Genomic DNA, 25,001 nt, shown 5'->3' with positions numbered 1-25,001 from the left:
GACTTCCTTGTGGATGGCGTTACGTATTTTAAAAGCACTTTTGATAGCTATTTTAATAGGTCAGGAAACATATAAAAACTTAGCATTTTTATTGTCTTTTTTACCATTATGAGTGGTATAAACGCGGTTATAAATGATTATGATGCCTATCATCATTCTTGATAGGGTTTATTGATAGTAAGAAAAAACCTAGGCTATGTAAAGCGTGCTTGCGTAAGTAGCATACGATGGCCAGTACGTTGATTGGCATTTAAATACTTGGGTTATTATGTTATGACAAGGCTATATTAAGTGAAAAGATATAGTGCTAAAAATTGCTATATTAAAATGTGCTGCACTAAAAGCCAGTTTATCAAAAGAATTGTTTTCTTAATAATAGGCGCTCAAAAAACGCTATCCGAAAAATCCTCTTAATTCGCGCGAGGATTTGTTTTGACCATCCCAATGCTAGCAACCAATAACGCCAGCACTTGTACAAACAATAATAACCAAACTGTCAGCGACCATTGCCCACGCGCATAAGCGATGCCGCAGAGCCACGCGCCCATCGTGCCGCCTGCGTAATAGCCCATATAATATAAGCCCGACGCCAATGAACGTCCTTTTTTAACATTGACCGCGATATAACTGATGGTGGCAGCTTGGGTAATAAAGACGCCAGTGGACATAACAGCAAGCCCTATCACGACTCCCCAAAGCGGTGTTAGCAATGTTAGCAGCACGCCAAGCATCGAGATAACCATCGCTACTCGAACCGTACGCGCTGAGCCAAATCGGCGTAGCAACGTCGTCGATAATGGGGTGATGATAACCCCGATTAAATACACGGCAAAAATATTGGCAAGCGCACCTGTGCTTAATTCATAAGGTGTATCCGCAAGATGCAAATTAATAAAGGTAAAACAGCCTACCAAAGAAAACAGGACACAAGCACCAAGTAAGCAGGACGTGACGACATAACGGTTGACTAAATGCTCACCAAGCGTCTGCATGGCTGAGCGAAAATTGGGATTGGCAATAAAGTGCCGTGACGATGGTAGCATTTTACCGACCCACAGCGCTCCGACAAGGGTCATACCTGCCATCACATAGTAGCCGGCGCGCCAACCGATAAGCTCATGCAAGTGCCCAAGTAAAAAACGCCCCATAAAGCCGCCAAGCACCGAGCCTGAGACATAAAACGACATCAGCTCAGTGACCGCGCGCCCCTCAAACTCTTCACCGATATAAGCAATCGTCACCACCGTAATACCGGGTACAGACAATCCCTGCATAAACCGCCACATGCCCATCCAACCGATATTGGGACTTTGGGCAATTAACGCAGTAGGTATCGCTAAAAACAAGAGCGCTCCAACGATAAATGATTTGCGCCCCACCGCATCAGAAAGCATGCCCAAAAATGGCGACATGATAGCAATCGCCAATATGGTGGCACCGACAATCATGCCTGCCTGCACCTCAGTTGCGGACATATCTACCATCAATACTGGCAAAATAGCCTGAATAGAATAGACCTGCAAAAAAGCAAACATCCCAATCAAGCCAATCGTCAGCTTCAATACCCATGAAGGCGCATCAAATGGAAGCGGTTGATTGGGTGGCTGAGTGGGTGTTTGAATATGGCGGCGGATAGCGCTGCTATCTTTGCCACTACCATCAACATTGACATTGATGTCGCTATTTATACTGTTATTTATATTATTATTCAAAGTATTACTGACTATATTGGACGCCTTTTTTAGCTGGAAGCTAGACGGCATAGGTGAGAGAAATAAAGCGATAGCATGAAATCGTTATAATAATAAAACTTATGACTGACTATAAAACGATGCATGATTTGTGAGTTTATCACAGCAAATACCAGACTCAGGTTTCGGTGTGTTATTCGCGATGCTATTTATGAATGTTATTTATCATAAAGGATTTTTATTCAAGTGCTGTTAATGACAAATTTTTCAACCCTAAAATGCTAGGCTGATTTTAACACTGTAGAGGTGATTAATGTTTTTGACAGCTAATAGATTACTGTCTACTATTATTTTGCCCTGCTATTTATGATTGATATCACCACTTTAGCACTAGCCTGACAAAGTAATGCATAGAATAAAGTAACGCACAGAATAAACCTTACATACAAAAAGACCTCAAATAATAGACCCTTTATCATGTTAAGCAACGCTATTTATCCAAGATTGATTACCCTAACCGGCATACTGATTATTTCTGTGAATATGGCAGCAGTCGCAGCACAACCAATAGACTCACTTGAAACCCTTTCAATTAAAGAGCAATCAACCATTACCTTACCAACTACCTTAGCAACCAAAATACCTTTAACAGAAGTGCCCGCAACTAAAATACCTTTAACCACGACAACATCAACATCGCCTACCTCAAACTGTATTCCTGACAGTGTCATTACCGCGGCTGAGCTGTCAGCTACGCGCGATAATGGTCCTTTTACGGTGGCAACTAAATCTGTTCCTCGGCAACTAGCCAATGGCTTCGGCGGCGGAACCATTCATTATCCAACCAATGCTGGTGACTGCGGTCTGTTAGGCGGTATCGCGGTGATTCCCGGTTATGTGTCTTATGAAGCCTCTATTAAATGGTGGGGGCCACGTCTGGCATCTTGGGGATTTGTGGTGATTACTATCGATACCAACTCTATTTATGATGACCCCGATAGCCGTGCGACGCAGTTGAGCGCCGCCCTCGATCATATTCTTAGCGATAGTACGGTGGGTGCGCAAATAGATAGCACACGTTTGGGCGCTATCGGCTGGTCAATGGGCGGTGGTGGCGCGCTGCAATTAGCGACCAAGCGCAGTGACATTCGGGTCATTATTCCGCAAACGCCCTATCATGATAAAGACTACGGCAACATGGACACGCCTGCTTTATTTATTACCTGTCAAAATGACCGCATTGCCTCTAATAAAAAGTACAGCAGTCCGTTTTATAATAATGCTGCTGGCGCAAAAATGAAGATTGAGATAAAAAATGGCAGCCACTTTTGTCCAAGCTATCGCTTTAACGAGATATTACTCAGTAAACCAGGTATTGCTTGGATGCATCGCTACATCAATGGTGATACTCGCTTCGATAAATTTTTATGCAACAATGAAAATTATGGCAACAGCCCCCGTATATCGGCTTACGATTATAAAGATTGTGGATAAGCGATGCTCTTAAATCGCCTTGCATTTAATACTTTTTCTGCTTTATCTTTTTCAAACTTACATATTTATAGTGCTGATATCCTTTTGCTTACAGACTTTGCATGCTCAAAAAATCATAATCAAAAACTATGCATAATTCATTGCTATTACTAATAATTAAAAAACTCATAAAATAACGATTAAGGAAAAGTATCAATGACCGATAAAATACATGATTTGGGTGCAGGATTTTGGAATATTCGTGGCACGTTTCGCTTAGGCGGGGTGCTAAATATAGGCACTCAGTGCTCGCTTGTAAAATTAGCCTCAGGTCGCTTTATATTTTTAGACAGCTATGAGCTCACCGGCGACGTACGCGATGAGGTAATGGCCTTAACCAATAATGGGCAAGATGTCGAAGCGGTCCTCAATGTCCACCCCTTTCATACTGTCCACTGCGCACAAATGGCAAAGGATTTCCCGCAAGCAACTTTTTATGGCAGTAGCCGTCATCATAAAAAAATCCCTGCCGTACAATGGGCAGACGATTTGGTCGAAAGTGATGCGGTCGCCAAGCGCTACCCTGAGCTGAAGTTTTCTATGTCAGAAGGTATTCATTATATCTCGCCCAATGAGATGATTCATGCAGGCTCGCTGTTGGTATTCCATCCTGCCAGTAAAAGCTTGCACGTCGATGACACCTTTATGAGTCCACCAACCAAATTACTAGAAGCGGTGCTACCGGAACTGTTATTGCACCCCACCACCAAAAAAGCACTAAAAGATGAGCCTAATGCTGGCCAGCAGTATTGCGACTGGGCGACCAATCTGGCGCACGAATGGCGCGAGGTACGTAACTTCTGTGCCGCGCATTCTTATTTAGTGAAGTTTAAAGAGGGTGAGTTTGAAAAAGCCTTATTAAAAGCCATTGATAAAGCCCGTCCTAAGCTTAAAAATGCTTAAACGCTTAGATTGCTTAGATGCTTTAAAAATTGATAATAAAAAAGGCTGCCCATACTATTACTAGCGGGGCAGCCTTTTTTTGTGGCGATTTTATATATAGTAGAATCACTTTAAAATTGATACAGTGCGACTGGGATGAATTTTTCGAAGCCTCTGGAGTGCAAGGCGCACGGCAAGCAAGGAAAAATTATACCAGTCGCACATAGCTATAACGTAGCGCTTTTATTTTGAACTGACTATATAAAGCTTCTATTTTACAAAGTTAGTTAGGCCATTTCTATAAAACAATAACTCCGCAAGCTCTGCCTCATTACTGATAATATCTGCCAATGTATAACGCTCAAGGACGTTAATAAAAGCGGTCAATGCTTCAAAGAATACCTGTTTTAGCTGACAGACAGGACTAATAATACAACCTGACTTGACCCCCGCACTTGCTTCCTCATCAATCAGCGTCAAAGACAAATCTTTGGCAACCGCATTATCATCATTACCATTAAAAGAGCTATCAGGCTTAGGATTAATTAATAAATCGGTCGAAAAACATTCAACCAAATTAAAATCAGGCTCAATCTGTTTGATTAACACACCCAAATTGATGTCTTTTGGCGCACACGCCAAGCGAATCCCACCGTTTTTACCGCGCACGCTATCTATGTAGCCAAGTTGCCCGAGCTGATGAATAATCTTGGTCAAATGACTTCTAGAAATGTGATAACTGTTGGCAATATCACTGATATTTGCCAATAGGTGCGGTTCAGGCTTGGTCGCCAAATATATTAATGAGCGCAGCGCATAATCACTATAGTTGGTCAGTCGCATTTTTTGCACTCCAATGTTTGTTATAACTATTAACTTTATAATTTGAAATAATGGTATGTTTTAAAATGCTATTTTTTAAGTCGCTTTAGCTTTTAAACTGTTTAACGTTTAAAGGACTTAAATTTTAAATCAATTGCATTTTAACCATTTCAACACCTTATTAGCCAAATAAACCATCTGGTCGCGGGCGTGCCAGTATCGGCAAATAACTGATACAAAACAAGGCAAAACAAGCTATCCAAGCGCTTTGTGCCAGCATAATCCATAATAAGTAATGACTCATATCGATTAATGGCAAAAATACCCGACTGACAAACGCCACTGCCATAAGCGCGAACATCGCATTGACGATTTTGGGTGGCTGATGGATACTGCGCCCCGTATGACCGAGCGACACCCGCGCCATCATCGCCACCGTCATCATGCCAATACCGGAAATCGATAATCCATGTACCGCAATGCTGTGATTATAGCCTAACCATGGCTGCAGTGCGTACAATACGAAGCTCACACACATCCCTAAAAAGGCGATATATAACGACCATAGTAACGGTTTTTGCCAAATACCACGATGATACCAGCCAACTAAGCGTACGATGTTGACCACCGCCACCCCAAGTGCACTGATGGTCAGCAAGTATTTATTGGGATAAAACATATCAGTGATAAAAAAGGCAAAGAAGAACAATAAGCTTGCGATATCCTGCGCTTTATTATTACGTACCGTTACTGCTTCAGTTTCACCTTGAGCATTTGGCACACTTAGACCACGCTCAATAAAGAACGGCACTACGCGGCGACCGATGGTCAATACCAAGCCGATAATCAAATAAAAACCTAAATAAACACCAACCTTGGTCAGATTCATATTGGCGCTGATAATGCCCCAATAGCACAAAGCATTGCCCACTGTTAATAATGCAAGCTTGGCTAAAATCCCCATTTGCTTATATTGCTTAACTTGCAATACTGCACGGAAAATCACAAACGCCATCGTGCCGATGAACAATAAATCAAATACCGCCGCCGCATATAGTAACGCCGCGCTGCTACCAGCAATCGTGATGCCTAAGCCAAATCCTACCCAACCCAAACGCGCCAGCAACCAACAAACAAAAATACCGAGCAGCTTGTAGCCATGCGGCATCATAACGCCCGTCCAAGTCTTAACTGCGGTCAATAAAAATCCCGCCACAATGGCCAGCGCATAACCATAAATCATTTCATGACCATGCCAATACAGCGGATTCAACGTTTGCGCATCGATATCTGTATGGCCGGTAAACACAAATGCCCACAACGCCATGGTTATAATGGCAAATAGTGCCCCTGCGCTAAAAAATATCCGAAAGCTCAAGTTGAGTATGGGATGCGGCGAGCTTGGTGGCTTGCTAGGTAGATTAATTGATTGCATAGCAGACTTCTTATAATAAAAGTTAGAAGGTATGTCTTAAAGATTCATTTTATATGAATGTTAATTATAATGCCACCTAAACTATATGACTGCTATGGTTTATTCAAGTAGTGATTCATTCAAGTAGTGACTCATTAAAGCAGTTATCATATACAGCTATAATTGATATAAAGCGCTAGACTGGATAGTCTTATCTTAGCCCAATCTGTATCTAATAACTGATATTAGATAGCTTATACTCGATAACAGATGTTCGATAACTTACCTTCTATAATTTACAGCCGCATAAAACTCTAAAGTCACACATAGCTTGATATTTGCCCTCACCATTACCATCATAGGTAATGAGCACAGTTAATTTGACTGCATAAATGGTTCACTTTTAGGAGATTGTCATGACAGAAGCGCATGCACCGATTGAAAAACGTAAAATCGTTAATAGATTTTTGACCCTGCTGACCAAAGAACAGCCGCAAATGTATTATGCAACGACATCTGAGATCTCTCGTAGCATCCATACAATGATAAAAGAACATACCAACCGTCTGACAGTAGAAGAGCAAGCATTGGTTCGACATATGACTATCGAAGAGATTGAAGCATTACTAGGCTTTCATTCTAAATAACATTAGAACTATAAAACTTTAGAATCATTGCGTGTAAATAAGAAAAAAAGACCACCATTCAGGCGGTCTTTTTTTATATCGAAATATTTATCTAACTATATCTAAGTACGTTTATCCATAATGCGTTGATTAGCATGCACTGATTAAAACGGATATTGACGCGGTTCGTTTTGCATTGATATCCAATGCGTTCTGGTAAATTCTTCTAGTATCCACTCACCATTAAAGCGACCAATACCTGAGTTTTTCTCACCGCCAAATGGCATGTTGCTTTCATCGTTGACTGAGATATCATTAATATGGGTCATGCCCGCTCTGATACCGCGAGCAAAGCGCAGACCTTTTTGCATATCTGCTGTAAATACCGCACTAGATAGACCATACATGGAGTCATTGGCTATCGATAACGCATCCTCTTCATCTTTGGCACGAATAATCCCGACCAATGGTCCGAACACCTCATTACGTGACAAATCCATCTCACGAGTGACTTCAGTAAAGATATGCGGTGGTACTACCTGACCTTCAATCTCACCACTCAAAATCATTTTTGCACCTTCTTCCTGTGCTTTAGCAATTTTTTCTTTCAGTGACTTGACTTGTTTTTCATTAATGATTGGACCGACTGCCGTATCTTGCTTGTTCGGATCACCGACGTTTAAGGTTTTAACATGAGCTAAGAAGCGCTCAACAAAATCATCATAAATCTCGTCTTCAACGATAATACGGTTGATAGCGAGACAGATTTGACCTTGATGCAGGAACTTACCAAAGGCGGCGGCTTTTACCGCTTGCTCAATATCGGCGTCCTTTAATACCACAAATGGGCTATTACCGCCGAGCTCAAGCGCAACTTGCTTGATGTAGTCGCCACCATTGGCCAATTCGCCAATATGTTTGCCGACTGAGGTTGAACCGGTAAAGGAGACAAAGCTTGGGATATCATGAGTGACGATGGCATCACCAATCTCACTACCAGCACCGACGACGACGTTAAGCAGTCCTTTTGGCAGACCCGCTTCTTCGAATATTTTTGCTAACAATAAACCACCGGTAATCGGTGTATCACTTGCAGGCTTAAGCACGACCGCGTTACCAAGGGCTAATGCAGGCGCGATAGAACGTTGAGTAAGATGTAGCGGAAAGTTCCATGGGCTAATAACGGCTACGACACCGATTGGCTCACGGTAGACGAAATTTTCTTTACCGGGGGTGTTTGAGGCGCGAATTTCACCATGGACACGATTAGGGAAACTGGCCGCTTCAAGGGTAATTGCACGCGCACTACCGAACTCTACCATTGCTTTGATACGCGTACTGCCCGATTCCTTAATGAGCCAATCGACAATTTCGTCTTGACGCTGATCTAAGACATTAACGACGTTATACATTAAACTGGCACGCTCAGCTGGCGTCTTTTGTGCCCATTGTTTTTGTGCCGCATTTGCTGCTTTGTAAGCTTCATCAAGCTGTTCTTTCGTCGCCTGTTTAATCTCGACCAGCGTGTCACCATTATATGGATTGACATCAGTATTGACGCTATCGTCTTTGCCCTGTTGCCATGAGCCTGCTATATACTGCAAATGAAAATCGCTATATACGCTCTGCTGAGTATTCTTAGTATCGGTTGACATAATAATCCTTATTTATTTTATGTTTGTTATTTAAAACGTTTGGTTCATTAAAACGCTTAGTTAATTAAAGCATCGAGCTGCTACATTTGGAATAGGGACACTGCAAAACAGTTATGTGCAATGGTTATGTTGGGAAATGATGGTTTTATGAAACGATAGTGTAAAATAACCATTTGCCGTTAACCATCGATAACAAACGTAACTTGCTAGACGACTGGTCTAATGCTAACATAGTCAGCATAAAAATAAGAATCATTTATCACTAAGTATTGTTGAAAAAACGTAACACTCAAAATTATTATTTTTCTTTCGATTAAAAAAGTACCTTTGAAGCCCTGCTTTATCTCACTTAATTTAACGACATCACCATTTAATGACGTAACCACATAAAGATCTAAGGAGAACATCCTCTTCATGTCCGCTATTACAACCACTGCTCCATCAGATACCAGAGCGCACCTGTTAGCCATCGGCTATCAACTCATTGCGCAAAAAGGTTTTACCGCAGTCGGTATCAAACAAATACTTGACACCGCTGGTGTGCCAAAAGGCTCCTTTTATCATTACTTTGCATCAAAAGAAGCCTTTGGTGAAGCCATCATCGAGCACTATTTTGACAACTATAAAAATCGCCTCGAGGCGATTACTGCTGAAAAAATCAGTGCACAACAAAAGATTTATAACTATTTTCAAAACTGGTATGACACCCAGCAAAAGGGCTGTGACCATGAGAAATGCTTGGTAGTAAAGCTCAGCGCAGAAGTGGCTGATATCTCAGAGACCATGCGTAAAGCCCTGTATGCCGGTTATCAACAAACCATCAACTGGATTGCTGTGCAAATAAAAGCAGGTTGGGCAGATGGTTCTATACCTCACCCTGACAATATCGCCGCCGAAAGTATGGCCAAGCGTTGGTACTTTGCGTGGTTGGGTGCCAGTTTAGTCGCTAAGATCAGTCAAACCGATACGCCATTAGCAGAAGTTTGGCTGATGACCACCTCGCAGCTTGGTCGATAAACGCTGTGTAAATAAAATTAATGCTAATAAAATCAGTACCCTAAAACCGATATCAATAAACTTGATATCGCTACCATCTATCTAGGTTGTTAATGCTGAGCTAGTAGCTACCGCCTTAGCTTATTAACTACTCCCTTAACCCTAGCAACCTAGCCATTAATACCTTCTCGTTAATACCTTCTCATTAATACTCAACTGTTAGCACTAACGTATAACGCTGATTGAGGGTTTTCAATCGCCAATAAGCAATTATCAATAAAATACCGATAACTTTCAGTTATACGATAGTTTTGTAAAATTAATAAAAATAACTAGACGACCGGTCTAATTCATGTACAATGCGCACAGATGGCAATAATCGCTATGACGCATATCCGATATAACAGACGTCATTCATTAGCACTTACATCACAACTTATCTCTTTATCATTAGAAACTAGGAATATTATGAATAACTTTCAATATTACAATCCCGTCCGTATCGTCTTTGGCGAAGGTCAAATCAAACAACTATCAGAGCTCGTGCCAACAGAGGCACGCGTGCTAATCACTTATGGTGGCGGTTCAGCGCAGCGTACTGGTACGTTAGATGAAGTAAAGAATGCGCTAGCAGCAAATGGCAAACGTGAAGTATTTGAGTTTGGTGGTATTGAAGCCAACCCAGAATTCACCACCTTGCTAAAAGCCGCTGATATGGTGAACGAGCATAATATTGATTTCTTACTAGCAGTTGGTGGCGGTTCAGTCATTGATGGCAGTAAATTTATCGCGCTTATCTCTTCATTAACTGAAGATGGCAGCACCGATGGTACAGTTTCTCGCGAAAAAGCATGGGAGGCGCTGACCAGTTATTGCAAAAATATCGATTCAGCCATTGATTTGGGCGCGGTTCTGACCATTCCAGCGACAGGTTCTGAGATGAACTCAGGCGGCGTGATTAACTATAGCGAACGCCAAGCAAAACTACCGTTTGGTAACCCACTTGCCTTCCCTAAATTCTCAATTTTAGACCCTGCTAAAACCTTAACCTTACCTGAGCGCCAAGTAATGAACGGTGTTGCGGATGCTTTTGTCCATGTGATGGAGCAGTACCTTACCTATCCGGTTAATGCGAAAGTTCAAGACACCTTTTCTGAGAGCTTGCTTAAAATTCTGATTGAAGAAGGCGCAGCAGTCAAAGCAGATCCAGAGAATTTAGAAACGCGTAAAAACATCATGTGGACAGCAACCATGGCGTTGAATGGTCTGATTGGTACCGGTGTACCGCAAGATTGGACGACGCATATGATTGGTCATGAACTGACCTCACTGCATGCAATTGACCATGCCCGTACGCTAACGATTGTACTGCCATCAGTATTGCGCGAGCTTAAAGACAGCAAAAAAGACAAACTGCTTCAGTATGCGCGTAACGTTTGGGGTATCAATAATAACGATACCGGTACACAACTAGACGATGACACCATCATCGAAACTGCTATTGTGCATACTGAGAACTTCTTCCGCGAGCTTGGACTGCCAGTGAGCTTAGAAGATGCAGAGTTAGATAAGTCGGCGATTAACCCTATCATCAAGCAACTTGAAGCGCACAAAATGGTGAAACTGGGTGAACATGGCAAAAATGACTTAGCTGTATCACGCCGCATTTTAGAACGCGCCGTTACCAGTAAAGCTTAATCGTCAAAAAACTTATAATTTTTTATTGTCACAACAATCGGTAGCCCTCCACATCGGTATGGCTACTGACTTTAAAATCTTAAAACGAAAATGAATAACTACAACCAATAACTAGAATAAGGAGCTTTAATATGAGCTTTGATAATAATTTTAATGCCCAACAAAACCAAAAACAAAACCGTCAAATCAAACTTGCCAGCCGTCCTAATGGCGCGCCAACCAGCGATAATTTCGAGCTAACTACTAGCGACATTCCTACTCCTAACGACAAGCAAATGCTACTACGCACGGTATATATGTCACTTGACCCGTATATGCGCGGACGTATGAGTGCTTCTAAAAGCTATGCTGACCCATTAGAAGTTGGCGATGTCATGCTAGGTGGCACGGTTGCACAAGTTGTCGAGTCTAATATCGATAAATTCGCCGTTGGTGATTTGGTCGTATCAAACTCAGGTTGGCAGGATTATAGCGTCAGTGATGGCGAAGGCGTGCTAAAACTTGATAAAAATATGTCCAATCCTTCTTATGGTCTTGGTGTCCTCGGTATGCCAGGTTTCACCGGTTATATGGGTTTAACCGATATCGGTAAACCAAAAAAAGGCGAAACCTTAGTCGTCGCAGCAGCAACTGGTCCTGTAGGCGCAACGGTTGGACAAGTCGGTAATCATTTAGGCTTACGTACGGTCGGTGTTGCAGGCGGTGCTGAAAAATGCGCCTATGCGGTCGAAGAACTAGGCTTTGATGTCTGTATTGACCATAAAGCGGACGACTTTGCCGAACAGCTTAAAAACGCTTGCCCAGATGGTATTGATATCTATTATGAAAACGTCGGTGGTAAGGTATTCGATGGCGTATTGCCACTATTAAATGCCCATGCGCGTATTCCAGTGTGCGGCTTGGTGTCGCAATACAACGCCACCGAGCTTCCTGATGGCAAAGACCGCCTAGGTATGTTGATGGGTCATATTCTCAGTCAGCGCCTGACCATCAAAGGCTTTATCATCTTTGAAGAATACGGCGACCATTTCCCAGAATTCTTAAAAACCATGGGCGAATGGGTTGAATCAGGTAAAGTCAAAACCAAAGAGCATATCGTGGATGGCTTAGCACAAGCACCACAAACTTTCTTTGATATGCTAGAGGGTAAAAACTTCGGTAAAACCGTGGTTAAAGTTGCTGACGTTCAGTAGTTCATATCAAGCGACTTATATAAAGGTATAAAGTAGCCAGTTTTAAATAACTTTCAGATAACCACTTAACAACATAATACGTTAAGACAGCTACTGAAAATAATGCTTAAAACATTAATACTGTTAGCAGCCAGTTTTTAGCAAAGATAGCTTTATCATAGTCTTTGCATAGTTATAGTCTTTGCATAGCTTTAGCAAAGCTGGCTGCGACATATCTGAACTTGGTATTAAATTAGTATTAAAACCTAGCAAACAATACAAATAATAAATAAGGACAATTATGAATATTTTAATGGTACTAACCTCACACGATAAATTGGGTGATACAGGCAAAAAAACTGGCTTTTGGCTAGAAGAATTTGCCGCCCCTTACTATGCCTTTTTGGATGCTGGCGTCAATGTTACTCTAGCCTCTCCTGCTGGCGGTCAACCACCTCTTGACCCTAGTAGTGATACACCAGATGCACAAACCAAAGATACCAAACGTTTTAAAGAAGACTCTGAAGCTCAAGAGCGTCTTGCCAATACCAAAAAACTTGCTGAAGTAAAAGCTGAAGACTTTGACTCCGTCTTTTATCCAGGTGGTCATGGTCCATTGTGGGATTTGGCAGTTGATAAAAACTCTATCGAGTTAATTGAAACCTTTGTTAAGCAAGACAAGCCTGTTGCCTTTGTTTGCCACTCTCCTGCCGCGCTTAAAAACGTCAAAATCGATGGCGAGTATTTGGTCAAAGGTAAAAAGGTCACTGGCTTTACCAATACTGAAGAAGAAGGTGTTGGCCTGACTGACGTCGTACCTTTCTTATTGGAAGACGTATTAAAAGCCAATGGCGGTCACTATGAAAAAGGCGCGGATTGGGAATCGTATGTCGTTGAAGACGGCCTATTGATTACCGGTCAAAACCCAGCGTCATCAGAAGAAGCCGCTAAACGTTTACTTGCTAAGCTGCAAGCATAATATAAAAATATCGTAAAAAGGCTAATATCATGATTCGCTTACATCATCTTAATCAATCGCGCTCACTGCGTACGCTATGGCTATTAGAAGAATTGGGGCAACCTTATGAGCTGATTAGCCATCAGCGTGATACCAAAACGCATCTAGCACCAGACAGTCTAAAAGCAATCCATCCCCTCGGTAAGTCTCCGGTTATTGAGATGGATGGCGAGCTTTATGCTGAATCAGGGGCGATTATCGAGATGTTGATTGAGCGTTTTGCCCCCGAGCGCCTGCGCCCTGCTACCGATAGTGCAGAGTATGGTCATTACTTGCAGTGGATTCACTTTGCTGAAAGCTCGCTTATGTTACCGCTACTGCTTGAGCTGTTTACCACTAAGGCAGGCGTTGGCGATAATGAATTCTTGGCGGGTTATATCAGCGCAGAAAAGCACAAAGTACTGAGCTATTTAAATTATGAAGTCAAAGACAAAGCATTTATCATCGGCAACAAATTAAGCGGTGCTGACTTTATGCTGGCATTTGACTTAATCATGCTCGCGCATCGTGGGGCGTTACAAGACTATATGCATATCAAGCAATATGCGCTACAACTGGCGAGTATAGATAGCTATCAGCGTGCGATGCGTTTGGAAGCCAATTACGATGACTCGATTAAGCGTTAAGCCAAATAATTTTTATTGTTTAATATGAAAAAACAGCTCTTTAAGAGCTGTTTTTTTTAGGCCTGATGGAAACTTGAGTTATTTATGAATACTTTAAATACAAAATTTTTGCTCAAGCCAGCTATTCATAAAGACATTATCAGGGTCAAACTCTCGGCGAATCTCTAAAAAGCGATTGAGCTTTGGATACAGATTTTGTAGCTCCACATGGTTCAATTTATTTACTTTACCCCAATGCGGTCGACCCTGCCATTTTTTCATATAATCATATAGCCATTTAAATAACGGCTCACAGTCCATGCCTTTATAGACATGGAATGACAATACCGCGCAATCCTCTCCCTGTGTGGGACTGAGCATACCAGTCTCGCCTTTATGCGTGCGCACTTCGATGGGAAAGTGCGAGCCTTTATTGTCTTTTAATAAAATATGATTGACCTCCGAGATACATTCATCAAAATCAGATAGCTTAATAAAGTACTCAGACTCATTGAACTTGACGCCACGCGGTGTCGGAAACACCTCATAGCTATAACCTTCACGCTTGGTATTAGGGATAGAGTTTGCGGAGATTTCACTCACCTTTTGGGTTAGCGACGGCTTCATACGAGCCAGCTCACACAGCACATAAAAAGCGCCGTTAAGGGTAACAACGCTATCAAAATGGTCTTTAAGCTTTTGCGTACCCGTCATGGCTTTGGGTGCTATCACCGACAGCGTCTTTTGCTGAATTTTATTGGTACCGGGAAATAAAAACCATTCTAAATGACGATGGCTATGCGCCGTTTCATGAAAGCGCGCCAATCCTTCTTCAAAACCTAACACCTCATTGGCTTCTTTAAGCCCGTATAGGTCGACTACTCTAAGGGTTAATTTGGTAAAAATACCAAGCATACCAAGGCTCGCATGCAAGGCATTACCCAACTCATCGGTTTTTGGATCGCCGCGATGATGGGTATGTACTTCTCCTTTGCCATCGACCCACTCCCATGTCACTACTTGATTGGCAATGGAGCCTAAAGTAATTCCTGTGCCATGGGTCGCCGTACTGGCAGCACCAGCGATAGTTTGCGCTTGCACATCGCCCATATTTTCTAACGCTAAACCATGTTCTTTAAGGGCGGCGCCAATTTCATATAAATAGGTGCCAGCATGTAAAGTAGCAAGCTTCGCTTCTTTATCCACCGAGATAAGACCGCGCATATTATGCAAACTGACGGCAATTTCTTCAGGTTTCGCGCAACCACTAAACGAATGCGCCGCACCCGTGACTCTAACACGCTTTTTATTTGCCCGGGCGTTTTTTACAATATCTTGCAGTTCTGCAACCGATGAGGGAGTAAGTTTTTGCTCAGGTGTAGCACGTTCATAACCGACCCAATTTTGCCATTCATTGCTTCCTTGCCACAGCCTTAATGAAAACATTTGCCCTCTCCTCGGTAGGTTGTCATTACTTGGTTTTTGGTTTTTGTATTTATTATTGGACGCGTTCCTTCGCTTCTTGCAAAACCATCTGTTGTAGATTGAGCAGACTGTCGATAACAAATAAGCTCATTAAAATGCTCACACAGCTCGCCTGCCTTTGCATGGCGGCACCAAACCACATCACCGATACTAAGACGAGGTGTGTTGCCATCTTTTTTAGCTTTAGAGATGGCCATCGGCGTTTGTACTTCGCCAAAGCCTTCATCGTTTAATAAGGATAGATATTCGGGATAATGTATCACAGGCGCTTTGTCCGCGCCTGCCGCACCTGAGGCAATAAATCCACCGCTATGACAAGTAATGACATTTTTTTCAGGTTGACGCGTCACGGGCAGCACAAATCCAGCGGCTGGCTGAAACTCATGCATGCTATCCATATAATCGAAATAAGCCGGTTTATAATACGCAGAACCCACGGTTATCTCGCTCACTTCAGGCTGGCTTGAAGTAAAATCCATACTGCCGCTACCGCCGCCGTTGACGAGCTTCAAGGTATAACCTTGTTTATTGAGATATTCAACGATTGAGCAGCGACGTTTACTAACTTGTTTTTGTGAGCGAATTTTTAATAAGCGGATGGCTGGCGACAATAAGGCTTTACCCGGTAAATGCTCAGGCAAACCAGCGATTTGTGCCTCATAACCCATTGCCGCACTGACATTAATATGGCGGCATTTTTTGATATGCTTTAGGAGTTTTTTAACGCCTTTTATGCTCATCAATGCCGAGCGCTTAGTACCAAAATATAGCTTTGGCAGCGGCATCGACATATTGATATCGAGACAAATATTAATAACAACATCATGAATTTTGCCGACTTCATTAAGTACATCAACATGCTCAGGGCGATCAACCATCCAAATCATGGTCGCGCCCTGTTTGGTATAGTCAAACGTTGCCGCGACGCTCGCCATATCAAGAGTTGGATAAGCGCAGAGAATATTATCAAAGCCATTTTCTAACAAATACAGTGACTCATCGGCAGCATAGGACATCAGACCGATAAAGTGAGGAGAATTGTCTTTGATATAGCGCAGAACATCGAGAGAACGAATAGACTTAGTCGCCAAGCGCAATTTAACGGCTTGGGTTTTTTGGTTGACGAGCGCAATATTATGATCAAGCGCGTCCATATCAAGCCACGCACTCGGGGTTTTTGGCGCAATAATGTGGGCAAAATCCATTTTACTTTCCTTGTAACGACGATTAAACACAGCCCTGTGTCTTTTATTATTCTGTCATTATGACTCTATAAAAGAGCATAAATCAGCACCATAGTTTGAACTGAGAGCATAAGACAGTCAAGCACCATATCTATAAAAATAGAACAATTGTTAGGATTATAAGATAAACTATACTTATGAGCGCATAAAAAAGCCCCTCTAAATACCTATAACATTAGGTTTAGAGGGGGTTTTTCTTTATCGTTAAAACAGTACATTATAACCATTGGCTATAAATGCATACGCATTATGGTAATAAGCGTTTGGTTGTCCAGTTCGCTGCGCCGTCTGAGCCAGTCTTATCTAAGCTATATACAATACGGTCATGCATACGATTGGCACGACCTTGCCAAAACTCAATCTCATTAACTGTAATCTCATAGCCACCCCAAAACTCTGGGGTCGGTACCGGACTGTCCGCTGGATAATCAGCCTGCAATTGCTCAAAGGTTTGCTCCATCACAGTGCGATTGACAACTTCACCACTTTGCGGCTGGCTAACCCATGCGCCCACTTGACTGTCGTGCGGACGTTTTTGAAAGTAAGCGGCCGATTTATTAGCATCTATTTTAGCAATACTGCCACTGATACGAATCTGACGCTCAAGCTGATGCCAAAAAAACAACGCTTCAGCATTGGGGTTTTCAGCGATATCTTGACCCTTGGCGCTTTCGTAATTGGTATAAAACACGATACCGGTATCGGTAATCTCACGCAGCAAGACAATACGTACGCTAGGCTTATTGTCCGCCCCGCACGTCGCTAAACTCATCGCATACGGTTCTGGTACTTGCGCTGCTATAGCCTCATTCATCCAAGCGTTTAATAGCTCAAATGGCGATGCAGGCACTGACTGCTGGTCAAGCTGACCTTTCTCATAGGATAGGCGCTGATCGGTAAAATCCATACTCATGCTGGTTTCTCGCTATACTTTTAAATACAAACTATACCCGTAAATACTATCAATCTAGAATTTTTAATCCAAGATTCTAGCCCAAAACTGTTTTTATTTTATCAGCCAAATCATTGGCCATCACATCGCATTCTATCTCATCATCTGACTCAACCATGACTCGAATCATAGGCTCTGTACCTGATTGACGAATAAGCAAGCGACCACGACCTTCTAAAGTGGCGCGGGCTTTATCAAAAGCGTTGACAAGCTCTTCATGTTCAAACGGATCTTGCATTTGCGATAAGCGCACATTGACCAGTTTTTGCGGTAATACTTCAAAACCTTCGGTCAAATCACTAAGCGCTTTACCGCGCGCTTGCATGACTGCGAGTATTTGTAAGCCTGCGATAATGGCATCACCGGTACGGCTTTTATCCAAGCATAAAATATGACCAGATGGCTCACCGCCCAATATCCAACCATTGGCTTCAAGGTCTTGCATTACATAACGATCGCCCACTTTTGCACGGGTAAATTCAATATCAGCGTCTTTTAATGCCAATTCTAAGCCCATGTTACTCATCAATGTCCCAACGACGCCTTTGGCTTTGGTTTGACCTTGGGTAGCAAGCACGTACAAAATACCATCGCCATCGACCAACTCGCCGGCTTCATCGACCATCACGATACGGTCACCATCGCCATCTAAGGCAATACCGACATCGGCTTCATGCTCGAGTACGGCTTTTTGCAAACTTTCAGGATGCGTTGAGCCGCACTTCGCATTGATATTAATACCATCGGGTTTGTTGTTAATCGCAATGACATTGGCGCCAAGCTCGCGCATGACGCGCGGGGCGACACTGTAGCCTGCGCCATTGGCACAGTCGACGACGACGGTTAAATGGTCCAAGTCATATTGATAAGGAAAGCTGCCTTTGCAAAACTCAATATAGCGCCCTTTAGCATCATTAATGCGATTATTTTTACCCAGTTTTGCTGGATCTAAAATAGGCATCAGAGCATCGTTATTGCCCGAGGCAGCCATAATGGCGGTCAATTTATCGTTAATGGCATTTTGCAGCTCATCGGTGAGTTTTTTGCCATCACCTGAAAAGAATTTAATACCGTTATCAAAATAAGGATTGTGCGAGGCTGAAATCACTACGCCAGCATCAGCATTAAAGCTACGCGTCAGATGCGCAATAGCAGGCGTTGGTAGCGGCCCTAGCATATGGACGTCGACACCGGCGGCATTAAAACCCGCTTGCAGCGCCCCTTCAATCACATAACCTGATAGACGCGTGTCTTTACCAATGACCACACTGGGTTTACGAGCAGGATTATTATTATTTTCTATCAGCACCAACCCCGTGACATAACCTAACTTTAAAATAAAATCAGGGGTAATGGGTAACTCACCAAATTTTCCGCGAATACCATCAGTGCCAAAGTAGCTCATTATTATTATTCCTCAATGTTAAAAAGTAAAAACCAGACGTGCGCATAGCCCATAGCCCATAGCCCATAGCCGTAGATACAGATACAGATACAGATACGCTTAATCCAATCTTGTATTTTACAAAAAAAACAGCCAACAATAACAAGGCATTGTTGGCTGTTTGTATCTCAACGTCACGACAACGCTACTAAGCCAGAAATTTGCACTTAGGCAGCGTTAAAAATGCTATTAGTTGACACGGTAGTTAGGCGCTTCTTTGGTAATCTGCACATCATGGACGTGTGATTCTTTCATACCCGCTGAAGTGACTTTGACAAACTGTGGCTTAGTACGCATCTCTTCGATGGTTGCACAGCCGGTATAACCCATTGATGAACGCAGACCACCCATCATCTGATTGACAATGCCAGAAACTGGGCCTTTATAAGGGACACGGCCTTCGATACCCTCTGGTACCAATTTTTCCACACCATCTTTGGCATCTTGGAAATAGCGATCTGACGAGCCGTTTTGACCTGACATCGCACCCAAGCTACCCATACCGCGATAGGCTTTATAATAGCGACCTTGGAACAGCTCAACTTCACCTGGCGCTTCTTCGGTGCCCGCCATCAATGAACCAACCATGATACATGACGCGCCAGCAGCAATGGCTTTTGCCATATCGCCTGAATAGCGAATGCCACCATCAGCAATCAGTGGAATACTGTCTTGTAGCGCGTTTGCTACGCTATCAATCGCAGAGATTTGTGGCATACCAACACCAGCGATAATGCGCGTGGTACAGATAGATCCTGGACCGATACCTACTTTTACCGCATCTGCACCAGCATCACGTAACGCCAAAGCGGCATCACCAGTGGCAATATTACCGCCGATAACTTGAACGTTTGGAAAGTTCTTTTTAATCCAAGAAACTTTATCAATCACGCCTTTTGAATGACCATGCGCCGTATCAACAACGATGATATCGACGTCAGCTGCAATCAAGGCTTCAACACGTGCTTGGGTATCAGCGCCCGTACCAACAGCCGCACCAACGCGCAGACGACCGTGCTCATCTTTACAAGCATTAGGATTGTTTTCTGCTTTGGTAAAATCATTAACCGTAATCAGGCCACGCAAACGAAAATCATCATTAATCACAATGACTTTTTCGATACGGTGCTCATGAAGGAGTTTTTTGATATTCTCATTGCTTTCACCTTCTTTGACGGTGACCAGCTGATCTTTTGGCGTCATGATATGACTGACTGGCAATGACAAATTGGTCTCAAAACGCCAGTCGCGGTGGGTGACGATACCGATTACTTTATCAGTGCCCTTCTCAACCACAGGCACACCTGAGATATTGTTATCTTGGGTCAATCTTAGTAGCTCACCAATCGTCATCTCTGGATGAACTGTGATAGGGTCAACCACCGTACCTGCTTCGAATTTTTTGACACGGCGTACTTGCATGGCCTGCTTATCAATATCCATGCTCTTATGCAAGATACCCAGTCCACCAAGCTGTGCCATGGTAATGGCCATGTCAGACTCAGTGACGGTATCCATCGCAGCAGAAATCATTGGTAAGTTTAGCGTAATATTTTTGGTTAGGCGGGTCGTTAAATCAGCAGCTTTTGGTAGGATTTCAGAATAAGCTGGCAATAATAAAACGTCATCAAAGGTTAAGGCTTCATCGACAATTCGCAACATACAGACCCCTAGTGGTGGTTATTTTGATGGGTGGACAATGCAGTATCAAGTCGATAAACGAATATTTTGTCAAAACCAGCCGGCTAAAATGCAAATGAAGATAAAGCCATCGGATTGTGATAAAACCATGAGGAACAAACACTAAATACCAACATTCGCTCGGCACGTTATCTATTTATCAGCGCTAATAAAACGATTGGGTAAGTAGATTTGCCAATACAGCGCCTCTAAACATCCTAAAGTCTGATTAACGATGCTTAATAACTGAATTATCCCTTAAAAATAACGCCATATTATAACAAATAAGGCAAGCCTTCGCATAACATATTTGTCAGCTTATTTTGCTAGAGACGCAATCCTGACCAATCCTCCCTGCTTATTTATAAAACCACTCTTTAAGAAGCTTAAAATACAATCGAATAGCATTGTTATAGACCAAAATATTAGATTTAAATCTTTAACAAAAAACTTAACCATCACCTGCTTTGACAATCAAACGCTCAGCCGGTAAATACTCTTTTTGTTCGTTATATAAATAGCCTAGCATCTGCTCACGTACTTCACACTCAAGCGTCCATGCATCAATAGGGCTATTAGCCGCTTGGCTACAGCGTAGCTTAATAGTGGTTTCTGATACCGAGACGGTAAACAGCTCAGGCTCAGTTTCACCGTCCCATAGCGCATTGTCTTTTACCAGCTCGATGTATTTTTGTCGAATGGCGTCAATATCAGCGCCATAATCGACATACAAATAAATCACTGAGGTTTGATGCGATTCGGTATGCGACCAGTTTTCGACAATCTCAGTGATAAAATGCCGCATAGGTACTATCAAGCGGCGCTCATCCCACGTTTTTAGTACCGCATAGGTGTAGCCTAAATCCTCAATCGTGCACCATTCACCCTCCATCATCACCGTATCGCCGATACGCACCGGCTGGGTAATGGCGACCTGCATCCCTGCGATGATATTGCCTAAAATGGGCTGGGCGGCAATACCTATCACCGCGCCGGCAATCCCCGCTGAAGTGAGTAAGGTCTTACCCAAACCATCGATATTGGTAAATTCACTCAGCCCTATCCAAATTCCGCCTAAAATCATCACAAAGATAAAAACGCGGCGAAAGATAGACACATAAGTACGACGGCTGCGGCCTTTATCAAACTGCTCTTCGCTTAAATTTTCGATTTGCAAATCTTTATAACGATTGGCAAAGAAATTAATAGCGCGAATGCCAAGCCACATGGCACTAAATACCAAGCCAATCCAAATAATGGGTCGTGTCGATGAGGCTAAGGCATCCAAATAAGGAAAGCCGCCTGATACCAACGTATAAACAGATGAAAAACTGATGGTAAAAGTCAAAGGCACGGTCAGTTTATTGACCAAGTCCTCCACCCCGTTGTGATGAACAGTACCAAGTCGGTTGCCTTCTTTATCCAAAACATACCAATTCAGCAGTTTACCGGCCGCTTTACTTAATAGCCAACCAGCACCCATGGTAAAAGAAAAGAACATGGATAGTGCTATAAATTCCCAAATCGCAATACCAAAGACTTTTAACTTGGTCCAGTCGGGCAAATAACGCTCAAACTTTGCCGGCTGATATTGCTCGTATAGCTTATCGATATTGGCCACCGTCTGCGCAGAAAACACCCAAAAAGGCGCGCTATCATCGAGGCGAACGCGTTCGAGATGTATCGGTATGCGGCGCTCGCGATAGTCGATATAGCCTAATTGAATCGAACGCCTAGGAATGCCTTGAATACTATTCGTGCTACCAAGCGGCGGCTCTATCAAACCATCTGGGCGATCTGGCAGCTTGTCAAATACATAAAGCTTTTTTTCTACCAATAAAAAATCAAGCTGTTTGACTAGATCCATTGCTTGGCTGCTTTGTTGCTTTTTATCAATCAAGTTCATATTGAGCGCATAAGCGGCCAAGTCATACTGCTGCTTTATAACCGCTGATTGAAAGAACTCTAACGTTGCCAGTGGTGTCGATAAATTCGGTGGCTCAGATAAGGGCGGCAAGCCTGCATTGAGAGTACTTAATGCATAATAGCCTTCGTTATAATCACCCGTCAGACCAGAATCGCCTTGTAGCACGCCTGCTTGCTGCACGGTTTTTTTCTCAAGCGGACTAATCATCTCTTCCGCAATAGCAGAGGCGCTAACCCCTTCTCTTTTCAGCTTATCAAGCTGTTGCTCGGCATAATCAACGATGTTTTCTGGCGCAGTATTATCGGTACTAGCGGCATTAGCAGGCAGATAAATAATGCTTAGGATAATAACGGCCATGCTGAGAATAAAATGACGGATACTTAAATGCTTATTAAATCTTTTTCCATTAGCCATAATAATATTCACACTCTCAAGTTTTTTGAAAGCCTCAACTTTTTCATAATTAACAACATCAGCATCACCAATATTACCAGTATTACCAGTATTGCCAGTCTTTAGAATTTGGAGGTTTTGAACAATCAAAGACCAATGAGAGTGTTTCATACGATAAGGCTCTGCTGCATTAAGTATAGGATTAAGCTAATGCACTGGGCAAAAAAAAGCCAGCGCTAAGCTGACTTAATTTATGGGCAAACTGTTAATCAATACAATTGGTTATATAGAGAATATGATTTAAGCGCGGCGCCAAGTCGTACCCGCGCGGCTGTCTTCAAGCTCAATACCAGCATTCTTTAACTGCTCACGTATCTCATCAGCACGGGCGAAGTTTTTATTGGTTTTGGCATCTGCGCGCTCGATGATTAATCCATCAATAGCTGCACCGCTTAAACCGTCAGCTTGCGCCTCACCGATGACCGCTTGTAGAAACTGCTGTACTGGCAACTGCAATATATTTAGCGTCTGCGCCAAGGCTTTAAGCTGCTGCGCCAATTGCCATGCACCCTCTACGTCTTCCGCCTTAAGTGCTTTATTGATATCACGTGCCAACCCAAACAATACACTAATAGCCGTTGAGCTATTAAAATCATCGTTCATGGCTTTGATAAAGTCTTGTCCCGCCGCACTTTCATAAGCAGCTGTTATCAGCTCATCATTGATAACAAGCGCTTGCCCTTTTTGTTGTTCGGCAGCTTTTAACGCTTGATATAGCCTGCTTAGGCTATTATGTGCTTCATTTAAAGCGCTATCGGAGAAGTTTACTTGGCTGCGGTAATGGCTTGATAATAAGAAAAAGCGCAGCGTTTCAGGGTGGAAATGCTTGATGACGTCACGAATGGTGGCAAAGTTACCCAAAGATTTGGACATTTTTTCGCCATCGACATTAATAAAGCCAACGTGCATCCAATTACGCGCGTACTCGCAGCCCGTCGCCGCTTCCGATTGTGCTATCTCATTTTCATGATGTGGAAACTGTAAATCATGACCACCGCCATGAATATCAAAAGTATTGCCAAGGCATTTGGTCGACATCGCTGAACACTCAATATGCCAGCCCGGACGTCCTTGACCCCATGGCGATGCCCATTGTGGCTCACCAGGTTTTGCCGCTTTCCATAGGACAAAGTCAAACGGATTGCGCTTGTCATTTTCGACATCAACGCGCGAGCCCGCTTGCATATCGTCCAAATTGCGCTTGGATAATTTGCCATAATCAGGGAAGCTATCGACCGCATAATAGACATCGCCATTATCGCCAGCGTAAGCGTAATCATTACTGACCAAATTGCCAATCATCTGCTGCATCTCATCGATATGGTCGGTCGCACGCGGCTCGGCATCAGGCGATAAGCAACCAAGTGCCGCAAAGTCTTCGTGCATCGCTGCAATAAAACGCTGGGTTAATGCGCCAATCTCTTCGCCGTTTTCGGCAGCACGGGTGATGATTTTGTCATCAATATCGGTGATATTACGCACATAATTAACGTCATAACCCAATTGTTTCAGCCAGCGTACCGCCATATCAAAGGCAACCATCATCCGCGCATGACCGATATGACAATAATCATAGACCGTCATCCCGCACACATACATGCCGACTTTGCCCGCAACAAGCGGTTTGAATGACTGCTTGCGCCCAGTAAGTGAGTCGTAAATGGCAAGCTGAGACATAGCGTCTGCAAGAGGTGTGGTCATAGT

At 43.0% G+C, this 25,001-nt stretch carries 19 protein-coding genes; 8 read left to right on the top strand and 11 right to left on the bottom strand.

All coding sequences use genetic code 11. From position 1 onward, the window contains the following. Positions 1-410 precede the first annotated feature (410 nt). Positions 411-1,556, bottom strand: coding sequence for an MFS transporter (locus tag ACP7AA_RS03710; RefSeq protein ID WP_201625620.1), 1,146 nt, complete (start codon positions 1,554-1,556; stop codon positions 411-413). Positions 1,557-2,168: 612 nt separating this feature from the next. Here ACP7AA_RS03710 and ACP7AA_RS03705 point away from each other — a divergent pair. Together ACP7AA_RS03705 and ACP7AA_RS03700 are read left to right on the top strand one after the other, a co-directional pair. Further along, complete coding sequence (locus tag ACP7AA_RS03705; RefSeq protein ID WP_426222703.1) at positions 2,169-3,185, top strand: dienelactone hydrolase family protein; 1,017 nt, start codon at positions 2,169-2,171, stop codon at positions 3,183-3,185. A gap of 195 nt (positions 3,186-3,380) precedes the next feature. Continuing rightward, a complete protein-coding gene (locus ACP7AA_RS03700) occupies positions 3,381-4,127 on the top strand; it encodes a hypothetical protein (RefSeq protein ID WP_426222702.1) in 747 nt (248 codons plus the stop codon). Between the two features lie 249 nt (positions 4,128-4,376). On the opposite strand, the gene ACP7AA_RS03695 is transcribed toward ACP7AA_RS03700, so the two are convergent. Both ACP7AA_RS03695 and ACP7AA_RS03690 read right to left on the bottom strand, forming a co-directional pair. Continuing rightward, positions 4,377-4,949 (bottom strand): Rrf2 family transcriptional regulator, encoded by a 573-nt coding sequence (locus tag ACP7AA_RS03695; RefSeq protein WP_426222701.1) that lies wholly within the window; start codon positions 4,947-4,949, stop codon positions 4,377-4,379. Positions 4,950-5,109: 160 nt separating this feature from the next. Then, positions 5,110-6,363 (bottom strand): NnrS family protein, encoded by a 1,254-nt coding sequence (locus ACP7AA_RS03690; protein WP_426222700.1) that lies wholly within the window; start codon positions 6,361-6,363, stop codon positions 5,110-5,112. 395 nt (positions 6,364-6,758) lie between these two features. On the opposite strand from ACP7AA_RS03690, the gene ACP7AA_RS03685 reads away from it, so the two are divergent. After that, a complete protein-coding gene (locus ACP7AA_RS03685) occupies positions 6,759-6,989 on the top strand; it encodes a hypothetical protein (RefSeq protein WP_201565831.1) in 231 nt (76 codons plus the stop codon). A 143-nt stretch (positions 6,990-7,132) separates the two neighbouring features. On the opposite strand, the gene ACP7AA_RS03680 is transcribed toward ACP7AA_RS03685, so the two are convergent. After that, entirely contained in the window at positions 7,133-8,623 is a 1,491-nt protein-coding gene (locus ACP7AA_RS03680; RefSeq protein WP_426222699.1) for an aldehyde dehydrogenase family protein, read from the bottom strand. Between the two features lie 414 nt (positions 8,624-9,037). Here ACP7AA_RS03680 and ACP7AA_RS03675 point away from each other — a divergent pair, with 414 nt between their 5' ends. The 5 genes from ACP7AA_RS03675 to ACP7AA_RS03655 all read left to right on the top strand — a co-directional run bounded on the left by ACP7AA_RS03675 (position 9,038) and on the right by ACP7AA_RS03655 (position 14,133). Further along, on the top strand, positions 9,038-9,640 hold the full coding sequence (locus tag ACP7AA_RS03675) for a TetR/AcrR family transcriptional regulator (protein ID WP_201565827.1): 603 nt from the start codon (positions 9,038-9,040) through the stop codon (positions 9,638-9,640). Between the two features lie 447 nt (positions 9,641-10,087). Next, positions 10,088-11,317 carry an iron-containing alcohol dehydrogenase gene (locus ACP7AA_RS03670; protein ID WP_426222698.1) on the top strand — a complete coding sequence of 410 codons (1,230 nt, stop codon included), beginning with the start codon at positions 10,088-10,090 and terminating at the stop codon, positions 11,315-11,317. Positions 11,318-11,448: 131 nt separating this feature from the next. Then, positions 11,449-12,510 (top strand): NADP-dependent oxidoreductase, encoded by a 1,062-nt coding sequence (locus ACP7AA_RS03665; RefSeq protein WP_426222697.1) that lies wholly within the window; start codon positions 11,449-11,451, stop codon positions 12,508-12,510. A 280-nt stretch (positions 12,511-12,790) separates the two neighbouring features. Then, positions 12,791-13,468 carry a type 1 glutamine amidotransferase domain-containing protein gene (locus ACP7AA_RS03660; RefSeq protein ID WP_201565821.1) on the top strand — a complete coding sequence of 226 codons (678 nt, stop codon included), beginning with the start codon at positions 12,791-12,793 and terminating at the stop codon, positions 13,466-13,468. A 29-nt stretch (positions 13,469-13,497) separates the two neighbouring features. After that, on the top strand, positions 13,498-14,133 hold the full coding sequence (locus ACP7AA_RS03655; RefSeq protein ID WP_426222696.1) for a glutathione S-transferase family protein: 636 nt from the start codon (positions 13,498-13,500) through the stop codon (positions 14,131-14,133). Positions 14,134-14,226: 93 nt separating this feature from the next. On the opposite strand, the gene ACP7AA_RS03650 is transcribed toward ACP7AA_RS03655, so the two are convergent. From ACP7AA_RS03650 to cysS, 7 genes are all read right to left on the bottom strand, one after another. After that, on the bottom strand, positions 14,227-15,558 hold the full coding sequence (locus ACP7AA_RS03650; protein WP_426222695.1) for a D-arabinono-1,4-lactone oxidase: 1,332 nt from the start codon (positions 15,556-15,558) through the stop codon (positions 14,227-14,229). Next, a complete protein-coding gene (locus tag ACP7AA_RS03645; protein WP_426222694.1) occupies positions 15,546-16,802 on the bottom strand; it encodes an alanine racemase in 1,257 nt (418 codons plus the stop codon). Before ACP7AA_RS03645 ends, ACP7AA_RS03650 begins: the two co-directional genes overlap by 13 nt. 286 nt (positions 16,803-17,088) lie before the next feature. Beyond that, positions 17,089-17,748 (bottom strand): pyridoxamine 5'-phosphate oxidase, encoded by a 660-nt coding sequence (gene pdxH / locus ACP7AA_RS03640; protein ID WP_426222969.1) that lies wholly within the window; start codon positions 17,746-17,748, stop codon positions 17,089-17,091. Between the two features lie 82 nt (positions 17,749-17,830). Further along, the gene (gene glmM, locus ACP7AA_RS03635) at positions 17,831-19,198 is read right to left on the bottom strand and encodes a phosphoglucosamine mutase (protein WP_201625827.1); all 1,368 of its coding nucleotides are present in this window, start codon (positions 19,196-19,198) and stop codon (positions 17,831-17,833) included. Between the two features lie 228 nt (positions 19,199-19,426). Continuing rightward, positions 19,427-20,899, bottom strand: coding sequence for an IMP dehydrogenase (gene guaB / locus ACP7AA_RS03630; protein ID WP_201565811.1), 1,473 nt, complete (start codon positions 20,897-20,899; stop codon positions 19,427-19,429). A gap of 469 nt (positions 20,900-21,368) precedes the next feature. Further along, positions 21,369-23,408: a mechanosensitive ion channel family protein gene (locus ACP7AA_RS03625; protein WP_426222693.1), complete on the bottom strand. Its 2,040-nt coding sequence runs from the start codon at positions 23,406-23,408 to the stop codon at positions 21,369-21,371. A gap of 129 nt (positions 23,409-23,537) precedes the next feature. After that, positions 23,538-24,998, bottom strand: coding sequence for a cysteine--tRNA ligase (gene cysS, locus ACP7AA_RS03620; RefSeq protein ID WP_281489950.1), 1,461 nt, complete (start codon positions 24,996-24,998; stop codon positions 23,538-23,540). Between the last annotated feature and the right edge of the window lie 3 nt (positions 24,999-25,001).

It is taken from the genome of Psychrobacter sp. DWR1-2-3, from assembly GCF_049896465.1.
Taxonomy (GTDB): domain Bacteria; phylum Pseudomonadota; class Gammaproteobacteria; order Pseudomonadales; family Moraxellaceae; genus Psychrobacter; species Psychrobacter maritimus.
This window is presented reverse-complemented; position numbering and strand designations above follow the sequence as displayed.

Excerpts from the sequence above, each read along its gene's own strand:
- ACP7AA_RS03705 (WP_426222703.1), top strand. The coding sequence starts at position 2,169 with ATGTTAAGCAACGCTATTTATCCAAGATTGATTACCCTAACCGGCATA.
- ACP7AA_RS03700 (WP_426222702.1), top strand. The coding sequence starts at position 3,381 with ATGACCGATAAAATACATGATTTGGGTGCAGGATTTTGGAATATTCGT.
- ACP7AA_RS03695 (WP_426222701.1), bottom strand. The coding sequence starts at position 4,949 with ATGCGACTGACCAACTATAGTGATTATGCGCTGCGCTCATTAATATAT.
- ACP7AA_RS03690 (WP_426222700.1), bottom strand. The coding sequence starts at position 6,363 with ATGCAATCAATTAATCTACCTAGCAAGCCACCAAGCTCGCCGCATCCC.
- ACP7AA_RS03685 (WP_201565831.1), top strand. The coding sequence starts at position 6,759 with ATGACAGAAGCGCATGCACCGATTGAAAAACGTAAAATCGTTAATAGA.
- ACP7AA_RS03680 (WP_426222699.1), bottom strand. The coding sequence starts at position 8,623 with ATGTCAACCGATACTAAGAATACTCAGCAGAGCGTATATAGCGATTTT.
- ACP7AA_RS03675 (WP_201565827.1), top strand. The coding sequence starts at position 9,038 with ATGTCCGCTATTACAACCACTGCTCCATCAGATACCAGAGCGCACCTG.
- ACP7AA_RS03670 (WP_426222698.1), top strand. The coding sequence starts at position 10,088 with ATGAATAACTTTCAATATTACAATCCCGTCCGTATCGTCTTTGGCGAA.
- ACP7AA_RS03665 (WP_426222697.1), top strand. The coding sequence starts at position 11,449 with ATGAGCTTTGATAATAATTTTAATGCCCAACAAAACCAAAAACAAAAC.
- ACP7AA_RS03660 (WP_201565821.1), top strand. The coding sequence starts at position 12,791 with ATGAATATTTTAATGGTACTAACCTCACACGATAAATTGGGTGATACA.
- ACP7AA_RS03655 (WP_426222696.1), top strand. The coding sequence starts at position 13,498 with ATGATTCGCTTACATCATCTTAATCAATCGCGCTCACTGCGTACGCTA.
- ACP7AA_RS03650 (WP_426222695.1), bottom strand. The coding sequence starts at position 15,558 with ATGTTTTCATTAAGGCTGTGGCAAGGAAGCAATGAATGGCAAAATTGG.
- ACP7AA_RS03645 (WP_426222694.1), bottom strand. The coding sequence starts at position 16,802 with ATGGATTTTGCCCACATTATTGCGCCAAAAACCCCGAGTGCGTGGCTT.
- pdxH (WP_426222969.1), bottom strand. The coding sequence starts at position 17,748 with ATGGATTTTACCGATCAGCGCCTATCCTATGAGAAAGGTCAGCTTGAC.
- glmM (WP_201625827.1), bottom strand. The coding sequence starts at position 19,198 with ATGAGCTACTTTGGCACTGATGGTATTCGCGGAAAATTTGGTGAGTTA.
- guaB (WP_201565811.1), bottom strand. The coding sequence starts at position 20,899 with ATGTTGCGAATTGTCGATGAAGCCTTAACCTTTGATGACGTTTTATTA.
- ACP7AA_RS03625 (WP_426222693.1), bottom strand. The coding sequence starts at position 23,408 with ATGAAACACTCTCATTGGTCTTTGATTGTTCAAAACCTCCAAATTCTA.
- cysS (WP_281489950.1), bottom strand. The coding sequence starts at position 24,998 with ATGACCACACCTCTTGCAGACGCTATGTCTCAGCTTGCCATTTACGAC.